This is a genomic window from Leptolyngbya sp. FACHB-671, assembly GCF_014695745.1.
Taxonomy (GTDB): Bacteria; Cyanobacteriota; Cyanobacteriia; order Elainellales; family Elainellaceae; genus JAAUTN01.
Map to the genome: position 1 here is coordinate 1 of NZ_JACJOV010000118.1, position 12298 is coordinate 12298.

General features: G+C 45.6%; 13 protein-coding genes. 7 read left to right on the top strand and 6 right to left on the bottom strand.

All coding sequences use genetic code 11. From position 1 onward, the window contains the following. The coding region (locus H6F93_RS15665; protein WP_524537875.1) for an IS1/IS1595 family N-terminal zinc-binding domain-containing protein at nt 1-255 on the bottom strand (255 nt) is incomplete at its 3' end. A gap of 97 nt (nt 256-352) precedes the next feature. Here H6F93_RS15665 and H6F93_RS15670 point away from each other — a divergent pair. Both H6F93_RS15670 and H6F93_RS15675 read left to right on the top strand, forming a co-directional pair. Beyond that, nucleotides 353-853, top strand: a complete 501-nt coding sequence (locus tag H6F93_RS15670; protein ID WP_190682403.1) for a hypothetical protein — start codon at nt 353-355, stop codon at nt 851-853. Nucleotides 854-941: 88 nt separating this feature from the next. After that, a complete protein-coding gene (locus H6F93_RS15675; protein WP_190682406.1) occupies nt 942-1799 on the top strand; it encodes a nucleotidyltransferase domain-containing protein in 858 nt (285 codons plus the stop codon). Between the two features lie 23 nt (nt 1800-1822). On the opposite strand, the gene H6F93_RS15680 is transcribed toward H6F93_RS15675, so the two are convergent. After that, nucleotides 1823-2692, bottom strand: a complete 870-nt coding sequence (locus H6F93_RS15680; RefSeq protein ID WP_190682409.1) for an AraC family transcriptional regulator — start codon at nt 2690-2692, stop codon at nt 1823-1825. Between the two features lie 127 nt (nt 2693-2819). On the opposite strand from H6F93_RS15680, the gene H6F93_RS15685 reads away from it, so the two are divergent. After that, nucleotides 2820-3128, top strand: coding sequence for a cupin domain-containing protein (locus tag H6F93_RS15685; RefSeq protein WP_190682412.1), 309 nt, complete (start codon nt 2820-2822; stop codon nt 3126-3128). 77 nt (nt 3129-3205) lie between these two features. On the opposite strand, the gene H6F93_RS34685 is transcribed toward H6F93_RS15685, so the two are convergent. Both H6F93_RS34685 and H6F93_RS15690 read right to left on the bottom strand, forming a co-directional pair. After that, the gene (locus tag H6F93_RS34685; RefSeq protein ID WP_277882136.1) at nt 3206-3337 is read right to left on the bottom strand and encodes a hypothetical protein; all 132 of its coding nucleotides are present in this window, start codon (nt 3335-3337) and stop codon (nt 3206-3208) included. 73 nt (nt 3338-3410) lie between these two features. Next, entirely contained in the window at nt 3411-3626 is a 216-nt protein-coding gene (locus H6F93_RS15690; RefSeq protein ID WP_190682415.1) for a TetR/AcrR family transcriptional regulator, read from the bottom strand. Nucleotides 3627-4370: 744 nt separating this feature from the next. On the opposite strand from H6F93_RS15690, the gene H6F93_RS15695 reads away from it, so the two are divergent. The 4 genes from H6F93_RS15695 (at nt 4371) to H6F93_RS15710 (ending at nt 9796) form a co-directional block, all read left to right on the top strand. Next, nucleotides 4371-5729 (top strand): CmpA/NrtA family ABC transporter substrate-binding protein, encoded by a 1359-nt coding sequence (locus tag H6F93_RS15695; RefSeq protein ID WP_190641249.1) that lies wholly within the window; start codon nt 4371-4373, stop codon nt 5727-5729. Between the two features lie 93 nt (nt 5730-5822). Continuing rightward, nucleotides 5823-6671, top strand: coding sequence for a nitrate ABC transporter permease (ntrB, locus tag H6F93_RS15700; RefSeq protein WP_190682418.1), 849 nt, complete (start codon nt 5823-5825; stop codon nt 6669-6671). A 136-nt stretch (nt 6672-6807) separates the two neighbouring features. Further along, the gene (locus H6F93_RS15705) at nt 6808-8808 is read left to right on the top strand and encodes an ABC transporter ATP-binding/substrate-binding protein (RefSeq protein WP_190682421.1); all 2001 of its coding nucleotides are present in this window, start codon (nt 6808-6810) and stop codon (nt 8806-8808) included. 145 nt (nt 8809-8953) lie between these two features. Next, complete coding sequence (locus tag H6F93_RS15710; protein ID WP_199313745.1) at nt 8954-9796, top strand: nitrate ABC transporter ATP-binding protein; 843 nt, start codon at nt 8954-8956, stop codon at nt 9794-9796. A 299-nt stretch (nt 9797-10095) separates the two neighbouring features. On the opposite strand, the gene H6F93_RS15715 is transcribed toward H6F93_RS15710, so the two are convergent. Beyond that, nucleotides 10096-10596 (bottom strand): anthrone oxygenase family protein, encoded by a 501-nt coding sequence (locus H6F93_RS15715; protein WP_190682427.1) that lies wholly within the window; start codon nt 10594-10596, stop codon nt 10096-10098. A 274-nt stretch (nt 10597-10870) separates the two neighbouring features. Continuing rightward, complete coding sequence (locus H6F93_RS15720; protein WP_190682430.1) at nt 10871-11992, bottom strand: hypothetical protein; 1122 nt, start codon at nt 11990-11992, stop codon at nt 10871-10873. Between the last annotated feature and the right edge of the window lie 306 nt (nt 11993-12298).

Sequence of the window (12298 nt, forward strand, 5' to 3'; positions counted from 1 at the left end):
GGGCAGAGCTTGGGCTGCTTGCTTGACCCAGTTGATTACCGTGTTGTGACACACGCCTGTGACTCGTTCAATCGCACGAAAGCCCATGCCATTGAGATAGAGGTTCAAGCAGTGTGCCTTGACTTCCAAGGAATAACCCTGAGGGGTGTGAGTTTCACGAAATTGACGATTGCAACTGCGGCACAGATAGTTCTGGATACCCTTGCGTCGTCCGTTCTTGACGGTTTGGTTGGATTGACAGTGTGAACATTGCATCATACTTCTATTTTGCAACGCCGCCTATAGTCCTCTTATAAGATTAAGCTTTAGAAGCACTCTTACTAGTCCTGATGCCTTTGCATTTGAACGGATTGTGACTCATCTGGGTGATGGGCGTAGTAACCTGTATGATTCGTCAGGCAATCGATTAGCAGTCTTACAGGGAGAGTTACATTTCGTTAATGGAAACGGCAATCGAATTATTACAGCTACACAAAACGGCTTACGTCTGTATGACTTTTCAGGTCGTGAATTGGCCGTTTTACAGGGAGAGGAACTATCTGACTATAACGCGACAAGCGATCGCATCCTAACCATCTCCCGTGAAAGGGATCGTATCTATCTGTACACCCTCTCAGGCGAACAGGTAGACGTGTTTTCCGGTAATGCAGCCTTGATGGATGAAACAGGTAATTGCATCGCCATCAATTTATCGGGCGGAGCAAACTTCTCCTATGTGTATGACATTACTCAAAATCGACTATCAGTCTTGTCAGGAGCATATCCAACATTAAGCTTAACGGGTAATCACGCTACCACGCGCTCACGTGGCGACAACCATGTTTATCTATATGATCTTTCAGATATCCGTTAATTATTTGTTCATCGCTTATCATTGAGGAATCACTGAAAGTCTCTGCGTGTTGCATACCAGCACAAACATCCTGCCTAGTAGAGCCAGTATGACTCAGCCATTGCCTCACTTCATTCACCGTGTTGTCGATCGCCTGCAATCAATAGAGGGAATCGTGGCGATCGCCTTAGGTGGTTCAAGAGCAAGGGGCAACTACACCGAGAAGTCAGATGTGGATCTGGGAATTTACTATCAGCCAGAGCATCCGCCTGATCTGATTGCTCTTAATCATCTCGCCTCGCAACTTGATGAAAATCATCGCGCAAACCTAATCACTCCCATTGGTGAGTGGGGAAAGTGGATTAATGGGGGTGGATGGCTAAAGATAGAAGGTATCTCTGTAGATTTTCTCTATCGGGATGTGGCTCAAGTTGATCGTGTAATTGAGGAATGCCATGCTGGGCAAATCACGATTGATTATCAACCGGGACATCCTCACGGCTTTGTATCTTCAATTTATATGGGTGAAGTTGCATTCGGTTTGCCACTTCATGATCCAGATGGCATTTTAGCTGCTCTAAAGACTAAAACAATTCCTTATCCAACTGGACTTAAACAAGCAACCATTAACAAGTTTGCCTGGGAAATTAGTTTTTCACTATTCGTTGCTCAAAAGGCGATCGCGCGCAATGATGTTGCTTATGCAGCAGGTTGTTGTTTCCGTAGCGTCGCCTGTATGAATCAGGTCTTATTTGCCCTTAATGAGGAGTACTTATTGAACGAGAAAGGCGCAGTAGCAGTTGCCAACAGCTTTGCACTGTGTCCGCAGAACTATCAACAACAGGTTGAGTCAGTGTTTACTCTTTTAACCATTAATGCAGACTCAATAGTGGAAGCGATCGCCATCCTTGATCAACTTGAGCGAGATTTGAGTCAATGGTATGGCGATCGCCGCTTAATCATCTAAAGTCTGAGAGCTAGCTAGAACTGCTACTGACTAACCATCTCTCGATATTGCTTAGGTGTGATACCAAGGTATCTAGAAAACAATGTAGTCATGTGACTCTGACTACTGAAGCCACAGTCAAAAGCAATCTGGGCGATCGGCTGCTCTGTGGTAGCTAAGAGCGTTTTGGCGTGGTTGAGACGGCAGGTGATGATCCAGGCGTGAGGAGATTGCCCAACCTTTGCCTTAAACCATCGCATAAACTGAGATGGAGGCATTTCTACAACTTCAGCGAGGGCACTGAGCGATAAATCTTCGCACAGATGAGCTTCAACAAACTCAAGCAGGTGATCAAATGCCCGTGCTGGGAGTTTACTCACTTGGGGAGTAATTTCAGGCTTGGACAGCAAAGCAAGAATGACGTGAGTCACAAATTGCGCGGCTAGCGCCTCGAAATAAAGACGACCACCTGATGGATTGGTTTGGATAAACGTTTGGGTTGCTCGTCCAATCGCCGTGATGTGCTGATTGTGGAGATGTGAGAGCCGCCGTAGCGTTGGGGATTGGTGTGGCGCAATGTCACTCACATAGGTTTCAAATAGTTCTTCTGACAAAGCGAAGATTAGATAGGCTCCTCCTCGGCTCGATTCTGAGAACGTTTTACAATGGGCTGGGGTAAAAGCAAAGGTATTAGCAGGCGCATGATAGGGACTAATCCGATCGCTTGCAAACGCATGATAGCCAGACTGGGTTTCTAGCGAAATTCCTAAAACATGCCAGTTAGGTTGATAGCGAACCTGGTAAGGCTGCCTGGGACATAGCTCAACAAATAGGCGATCGCTTTCAAATCGCCGTCCCCAAATTGGAGGCAAAACAGGTAAAGAAGCCGGATAGTTAGAGGGAGAAATTGCCATCAATCAGGCACCTGTGCTGCAAGATTTTGAAATATAGAATTTGAAAGATTTGCTGCTTCAATCCATTTATCTTAATTCTCATATCCTCAATTGAAAAACCATTGATTTTTTAAGGAGAAGACAAGATATGACACACTTTCCCCGGCAATTGCGATCGCTACCTAAGTTTGAGGGACCATTCGACGCCTTTAAGCTAGAAGCTAAAAATTGCGATGTGTTGTTTGCCTCCTATCCAGCAGGAACAAACATCCCACCTCACACTCACGACACTGACAACGTCGGCGTGATTACCCAGGGAGAATTGATTTTAATCATGGATGGTCAGGAAACACGTTACCAAGCAGGAGACTGGTATCACGTATTGGCACAAACCGTCCACGCCGCTCGGTTTGATCAGACGACTTCTGAAATTGAATTTTGGTTTTACCCCATGTAGCACATCACCTTTGCTCCGCAATTCTGCAACAAACCGTCTAGCCGTTTCATAGCCAATTCCTGTTGTTCCAGCTGTGATTACAGCAGTTTTGTTGAATAAGCGTCTTCCAGTCCACGCAAATGTCCACGCAACGCGGCCGCAACCTCTACATCACTGGTGCCAAAATCTGCAATGTTTGTACCAATCATGCATCCTTTGCTTTCAGGCATTGAGGAATTTGCTGTAGGTTTTACAGAACTTTTCCAAGTTTGCGAGCGGTGAACCTGGAGCCAATAGCTGACTTCAAATGGACTTGCTCTCCGTCTGAGCATCATGGTCTAGCGCTTTGAGAAAGAGCGATCGCATATTGCTCAACGTATCGTAGAGGCTTTTTTTGATGCCCATCTGACTCAGTAGTTCAGACAGGCTAGCGGCTCCATATCCTCGCGCCCAAAATACTTTTGTTGCTTGAGATAAGGCACCTTCAAGATCAAATTGCTTGCTTGGTTCTCGACTCATGCCTGTAGTACAGGATGGGTAGACCAGTCGGCCAATATTTGTTCCAGAGACACTAACTATGGAAATTTTAATTGACTGATTAATTCCTGTTATCAATCGCTTTAGCAGTTCCATTAATCCGACGACTGCTAAAACTTACATTTCTACAAGATACTTTACATTTCTACGAAATAGGACATTAACCCACGTTATTAGAAACTAGGAGTGACTGAAATACCTCAATTTCGTTTTGTTTAGACTAAACAAGTGCAATTAAACGGCACTTTGAAGGAACGGAAATTCATCCCCTCTCATAAGAGGTAAAGAGGGATATCGACGAATACTGATGGTTTTCATAAAGCAGTCTATGGAAACAGAGAAAAATATAAGTAAACACCAATGGTTTTCATAGAACTGTTTATAAAAATAGGGAAAAAACATAAGTAAATTTCGATAGACTTCATAAAACTACTTAAAGGTATTGGGATTCAACAGTGTTTAATCAAGAGATTTTATAAGAAACATTTAATAATTATTTCCAAATTATCAGTTTCAGTCGACTGTTTCTATTAAAAAGGCGATAAGCTATCTGCTAAGGGAATTTTGTTCATTGATTTGAAGTTTAGATTACATATCTGGCGCTCTGTCTGAGGGGAACGGACGCAGGAGCCAGGTGTGAATCGTCATAGTGGAATACTTTAGCTAAGTTTTTCCAGATCAAGAATTCAGCCGTTTTAGCAGCTTTAGGCGCTGTGGAGGAGCTTTATGACCAATTTTTCTAACTATTCTCGACGCAAATTTTTATTCACCGCTGGAGTAAGCGCAGCTAGCTCTATATTGCTCAAAGGATGCTTGGGAAATCCCCCTTCTGCAACCATTAATAGTGCAACAGCACAGCAAACTCCTGTAGCGGCGATCGACCCAGCTCAGGCTCCTGAAACCACACGCATTACCTTGGGTTACATTCCTATTGTGGAATCTGCACCGATTGTGATTGCCCAACAAAAGGGCTTCTTTGCCAAGTACGGGATGACCGAAGTGACCGTATCTAAGCAATCAAACTGGGCGTCTGCGCGTGACAACGTGGTTATTGGTTCTGGGAATGGTGGAATTGACGGTGGGCAGTGGCAAATGCCCATGCCTCACTTAATTTCTGAAGGACTGATTACCAATGGTCAGAAGTTGCCAATGTATGTTCTGGCGCAACTCAACACCCAAGGAAATGGAATTGCCATTTCTGGAATTCATACAGGTAAAGGAATAGGGCTAGATATTTCAAATGCAGCAGAATACGTTAAAGGCTTTCAAGCCACTCAAGGCAGAAAGTTTAAGGCAGCACACACTTTTCCTAATGTGAATCAGGATTTCTGGATTCGCTATTGGTTTGCTGCGGGTGGAGTTGACCCGGATACCGATATTGATTTGCTAGCGGTACCTTCGGCTGAAACGGTACAGGGAATGCGGACTGGATCAATGGACGCTTTCAGCACAGGCGACCCCTGGCCCTACCGAATTGTGTCAGATGATATCGGCTTCATGGCAACTCTGACCGCTGAGATGTGGCCATTCCATCCAGAAGAATATTTGGCAATTCGAGCTGATTGGGTAGATGCCAACCCTAAAGCAACAAAAGCCATTCTGAAAGGCATTATGGAGGCTCAGCAATGGTGTGATGATCCTGCAAACCGGGCAGAACTCATTCAGATTGTTTCAGGACGTAACTTCTTTGACGTGCCAGCCAATGTGTTAACTCCTCCATATGAAGGAAAGTACGAGATGGCTGATGGCAAAGCGGCTATTGATGACTTTAAGAAGAGTCCGTTGTATTGGTCGGATGACATCGGTAGCGTTTCCTATCCTTACAAGAGTCATGATTTGTGGTTCTTGACTGAAACGATGCGCTGGAATTTCCATAATGGGGCGATCGCCGACTTCGACACAGCCCGTCAAATCATCGATCGAGTCAACCGTGAAGACCTCTGGAAAGAAGCAGCGCAAGAAGCAGGTTTCTCTGGCATTCCGACCAGTACTTCGAGAGGGGTTGAAACCTTCTTTGACGGCACAAAGTTTGATCCAGAAAACCCAGAAGCCTACCTCAACAGCTTACAGATTAAGCGGATTTAACCCCTAAGGGACAAAAGATAAAGCTCACTACTCAGTCACTTTCTACTCGCGCTCAAGCTTGGACTATTTCGCATAAACACTCAAGGAGAAAGAATGGTTGCTAATCCAGGAACTCGCTCTACAGGCTCTAATTTTGCAAATTCTGCTCGGACTTTTTGGAAGAAACAGGGCCAGAACATCATGCTCCCCCTCATTGGAGTACTCGTTTTTCTGCTCGTCTGGCAATTGCTTTCCTCAACCGGGCTAACTAGACTACCTGGACCGCTTAGCCTGGTGACTGAACAGCGAACACGAGAGTTATTGCTCTATCCCTTTTACGATTTGGGTGGACTGGATAAGGGACTGTTTTGGCAAACCATGTACAGCCTGGGCAGAGTCGCCAAAGGATATACAGCGGCAGCAGTTGTGGGGATTGGTCTAGGAATTTTGGTTGGAACCAATCAAACCATTAACAAAGCAGTTGATCCGATCTTCCAATTTTTGCGAATGATTGCGCCTCTAGCATGGGTTCCCATCAGTTTGATCGCTTTACAGAATGTGCAGCAAGCAGCGATCTTCGTAATTTTCATTACTGCGGTTTGGCCCATCCTAATCAACACGACAGTAGGTGTGCAGCAAATCCCTCAGGACTACAAGAATGTGGCTAGAGTACTCCAAATCTCTCCACGCAAATACTTCTTCAAAGTCCTGATTCCTTCTGCTTTACCTTACATCTTCACAGGTCTACGGATTGCGATTGGTCTAGCTTGGTTGGCAATTATCGCGGCTGAAATTGTGATGTCTGGTGTAATCGGAATTGGTTTCTTCATCTGGAACGCTTACCAGAACAACTACGTCAGCGAAGTGATTCTAGCGGTGTTTTATATCGGTGCGGTAGGTTTGCTTTTAGATAGAGCAATGGCATATCTCCAACGGATGATCCTTCCTGAAGAACAGCGATGAACTCCTGCTAGGGCGTAGCATCCGGCAGATAGCCTCCGAAATCAACCAAGATTTTTTGTCTGAATGCTGCGCCCCTACGTTCTTCTGAATTGTATTAACCCTCATCCTTCATTCCTCATCCTTTATCCCTAAACCTATGTCTACCTTTGTTGCTGTCGATCAAATCGATAAAGTATTTCCCCTGAGCGGCGGGGGCAGTTATGTTGCCCTCAAAGGAATCGACCTCCACATCAAAAAAGGGGAGTTTATTTCCCTGATTGGTCACTCGGGTTGCGGTAAATCTACATTGCTCAATATGATTGCTGGATTAGACTTACCAACCGAGGGCATTGTGACTCTGGAGGGAAAGCTGGTAAAGCGCCCAGGGCCGGACCGGATGGTGGTGTTTCAAAATTACTCACTGCTGCCCTGGATGTCAGTACGCGAAAACATCGCGCTAGCGGTCGATGAAGTCTTGGCAGCCTTACCCAAACAAGAACGTCGGCAGATCGTAGAACAGCACATTCAAATGGTTGGGCTGCAACACGCAGCAGATAAGCCGCCGGGACAGCTATCCGGGGGTATGAAGCAACGGGTGGCGATCGCCCGTGCCTTGGCAACCCGTCCTAAACTCCTGCTATTAGATGAGCCCTTTGGTGCATTAGATGCTCTAACGCGAGGCAATCTGCAAGAGCAGTTGATGAAAATCTGTGAGGAGAACGAAGTGACTGCCGTAATGGTGACTCACGATGTGGATGAGGCTGTTCTCCTCTCTGACCGAATTGTCATGCTCACGAATGGCCCTGCCTCTAAGATTGGTGGAATTTTAGAGGTAGATATTCCTCGTCCCCGCAAACGAATGGACGTAGTGAGTCATCCCAGCTACTACAGCCTGCGGTCTGAGCTAATCTATTTTCTCAACCAACAGAAGCGAATTAAGAAACTGCGGGCCAAAAAGACAACGGCGATCGCCCGTCATGGGTTAGAAAAAGTCAATCTCGAACTGGGTTTTGTACCACTCACAGCCTGTGCCCCGATCGCAGTTGCCAAGGAAAAAGGCTTCTTTGCTAAACATGGTCTAGATGAGGTCAGCCTGGTACGTGAGACAAGTTGGCGCGGCGTTGTCGATGGGATTGCAGGTGGATATCTAGATGCAGCTCAAATGCCAGCAGGAATGCCAGTTTGGCTAACAGCAGGCGGGCATCAAGACCAGCCATTGCCTATGGTGAGTGCACTCACGATGACTCGCAATGGTAATGCCGTGACACTCGCAAGAAAATTCTATGAACAGGGTGTGTATAGCGCTACCGACTTCAAGCGCTTGATTCTCGAAACACCTGGTCAGCGCCATACATTGGGAATGGTACATCCTTCTTCGATGCACAATCTGCTGCTGCGTTACTGGCTTGCTACCAGTGGAATTGACCCCGATCACGATGTTTCACTCACTACGATTCCCCCGGCTCAAATGGTTGCCGACTTAAAAGCTGGAACCATTGATGGTTACTGTGTGGGCGAGCCTTGGAATCTTCGTGCTGCGGTCGAAGGTACTGGGTTTACTGTTGCAACAGATTTGGAGATTTGGCTGGGTCATCCTGGAAAGGTGTTAGGCGTAAGGGAAGATTGGGCGATCGCCTATCCCAACACTCACATTGCTCTGATCAAAGCCTTGCTAGAAGCCTGCCAATACTGCGCGGATGAAGCGAATCACCAGGAGATCCAGCAAATCCTTTCTGCCAAGGCTTATGTTGGAACATCGGTTGACTATATCAAACTGGGTGATCCTAATACTCAAACTTGCAGTTTGGATCAGCCCATGCGTGAGTACGCTCACCACCTGTTTTATGGAGAAGGAGTTAACCGTCCCAGCCGCACTGAGCATCTATGGATGATGACGCAAATGGCTCGTTGGGGAGATATTCCTTTTCCGCGCAACTGGTTAGAGATCTTGGAGCGAGTTTGCCGGGTCGGTGCGTTTAGCACAGCGGCACGAGAGTTAGGAATGGTGGATATCAAATATCATCGAGGCCCTATCCAACTATTTGATGGTGCTAAGTTCGATGCTGAAGATCCAATCAGTTACCTGAATGCTCTGTCGGTCAAACGTGACTTTAGCGTGGCAGAAGTCATGCTTGATTCTCGTAGGACTGCTGCTTAAAGAGCACCTAGCTTCACAGCATGATGATTTCAACGAATCCGGTACTAACTGACCAACGGCAAATCCCAATTACACCCCTGTAGACAAGCAAACAAGATCTCTACAGGGGTTTGCTCCACACGAACCACAACTACCAACAATGCAAATGCTAAAACAAGTTGAAACCAAGTCCGTAGCAATCTTCCAGCAGCCTCAGGCTAAGTCTTTCTTGGAAATCGCTAACGTCTCAAAAGTTTATCCCACCCCAAAGGGTCCTTATCCAGTTCTACAAGATGTCAACCTCTCTATTAAGCAAGGTGAGTTTATTTGTTTAATCGGACACTCTGGCTGCGGTAAAACCACATTGCTCAACATGGTTTCTGGATTCAACCAACCGAGTCAAGGAAGTGTGCAGCTACGCGGCAAGTCAATCACGAAGCCAGGTCCAGACCGAATGGTGGTGTTTCAAGGATACGCACTTCTGCCCTGGTTGACTGCATTTGAGAATGTTTACCTGGCAGTGGATTCAGTCCATCCCAAGAAGCTAGAAGCCGAGAAGCGAGCAATTGTGCGGGAACATTTGGCAATGGTTGGCTTGGCAGATGCCGCAGACAAAAAGCCGCCCCAACTCTCAGGTGGAATGAAACAGCGGGTGGCGATCGCCCGTGCCCTAGCCATTCGTCCTGAAGTGTTGATTCTGGATGAACCCTTTGGCGCACTCGATGCAATCACCAAAGAAGAACTTCAAGAAGAACTGTTGAAAATTTGGAATGATCACCGCTGCACCGTGTTGATGATTACTCACGACATTGATGAAGCGCTGTTTCTAGCCGATCGCCTGGTCATGATGACCAACGGTCCCGCAGCTACGATTGGCGAAGTGATGGAGATTCCCTTTCCGCGTCCGCGCGATCGCACCCAAATTATGGAAGACCCAGAATATTATGACCTTCGCAACCACGCGTTAGACTTCCTCTACAACCGCTTTGCCCATGATGATACTGAGTAATTAACCACTCAATTCAAAAAATGCGCTCGTTGAGTTCCCCTCTAGAGCATTTCTAGAGGGGACAATCATTTGTAGTGATTCTGAGAAATTTGAGGATGTTTGACTATGACAGTGACTTTGCCAGACGAGTTTTAGAGATGGAAAGCCGTCGCTTACAGCAGCTAGTTCTTCAGGATCAGTCTTAAAGCGTGTTTCAGAAGTGCTGTGTACTAAGGATTGAGTACTTGCCTTTTCTCAGCACTCAATAATACGCCTTCTATAAGCTGAAACAATACTGATTAAATGCTGCCAATCACCTCTCACTTCACTACCTGATAACAAAAGGCGATTGTGAGTAATACTGCTGCCGCCATTGCTGCAATTGTGCGAACGTGATTCCAAATTGTCCAGTTAGTGAGGTAACTTGCCCACAGGTCAGCCCCCTCTGGGCTATCAGGTCTGGCGATCGCCAATGCATCATTCAACGGCACATTAAATGCAATGGTTACCAAAACAGTGCCGATTAAGTAAAGTAAGCTGCCAACCAGCAAAAACACAGTTCCCGGCTGATGCCATCTCAACAAGGAGGAGATAGCTAGAAACAGGCAAGATATCGCCGTGCCAAAGAAGGCAAGAAAAAACCAGGGATTAATTACCGTAATATTAATCGACTGCATGGCAGCAATACCTTGAGCGGGCTGAAGTTGAGCCAGCGCTTTCATCACAAAAGTGGAGAAGGCAAAAAAGACACCCGCTATAAGCCCACAACCCAACGCTGAAAATAGCTTGACTGCAAAAGACCAGTGATAAACAGTTGCCATATCTAGCACCTCATCCCTTGATTAACTAAGCAACTTAGATACGAGCCTTGAACGATACTTCTTTAGCTTAGAGAAACCCACAAACATTCAGCTATCTGGTTTCTGTTCTACTTGTAAAATCTTGCGGTCAATTCTGTGCCGCAAACGCCTACAGCAAGTTCAGCAAATCCTAAAACAGCTTTTGGTTAGCGACCATGAGTTACAAGCTTGGCACACCTACAATATCGGATAAAGAGTTAGCAAGTAGTTCCAAGAACTATCCCTCTTTTAGCCTTTAGCCAAGATTAATACCTAAGTTATTGAGCAACATCCCAGCAAACTCTTGCAGCAATCCAAGAAAAATAGGCAGCAGAGGAGCCGGAACAGTGAGCAAGAACTGCCGAAAGGTTTGAACGTCGAAGGGCCATACAGGAAACTCATCAGTAAACTTATAGAAATCGCGTAATCCTTGAATTTTCTCGGTTCCCTGCTTCAAGATTTCTGCGTCTCCAGCTAAGCTTTCGTGAATTCGGGAATAATCAGCGTGAAACTGTCGAGCAATTTTGTGGAGAAGTTCTTCCTTAGCCTTCTTCATACCCCTATGGGCAGCCAACAGCGGACTATAAAAACAGGCTGTTGATAAAACGATGTGTATTGGAATAATCAAATGAACAAACCAATAAACTTTTCCAACACCCTGAGTCACAAACTGATATTCGATTAGACCAACCATGATGCCTAAAACAGCAGCAAGATAAGCAGTTTTCAAGGAATAGTTGCTGAGCGAGTGAAGCCCACCACAGCGGTCAGGATGCAAAGGATTAATGTTAAGGTCTTTTTCTTCAAAAATGCGATGAAGAATTCTGATATTGGTAATGAGAGTAAGTACCAACATACTACCGACGTACACACCCACAAAAGTGGCGCTCGTGACGGCTAAGTTTGGTAGTACCCCAGCACCATACCAGTTATTCTTCAAGCTGGGTTGGCTAATAAAAACGAAAACACTGTAAGCAACTGCACAACCCAGAGCTATGTACTTATGCAGCTTTTGATAATAGGGATTCAAAACAATTGCATCAATCTCCGCTTGTTGAGTCGTCACAACATCAGACTCTTCGAGATCTTCGATGACATCACTGATTGCCTCAAAGCTCCATAAGTAATACCCTAAAACGACTGGATTAATGAGTAGTGTCCAGAACCAGGGAAACCAGTCTTGTAATAGTCCGACTTGTTCTCCTTGAGTCCACAGCGTATCGCTGATCCAGGCAACCAATAGATAAAAGATGGAAACGATTGGAATTGACAACAGTCCAAAGACAACGGGAATAAGATTAAATTGCTTGATTAGCAAAGTTGCAACTGGGTCAAAGCGGTAGAAGCTTCGCCTCTGCGGAGATTTTTGGCTTGTCATTTATCAGTCCTGAAGTTCCTGGTTAGAAGATTGATGTAGCTATTTTTGACCCATGAAACAAATAACTATCAGCTAATACCGTTTCTATAGCAGCCTTGAGGAAAATTGGTATAAAAACCATTATTTCCCTCTCTAAATAGGAGAGTTAATGGAATCAATGTTGGCTGCGTTTCTATTGATACTTCCACCAGGGGCGTCACTTAAGCATTTTGACTTACTTGAAGGCTGGGATAGCATTTTGCACCTGCTCGCTCTAAGGTTGACTAGAACTAAGATAACTACAGCTATGACAAGTTGGCACCTTAG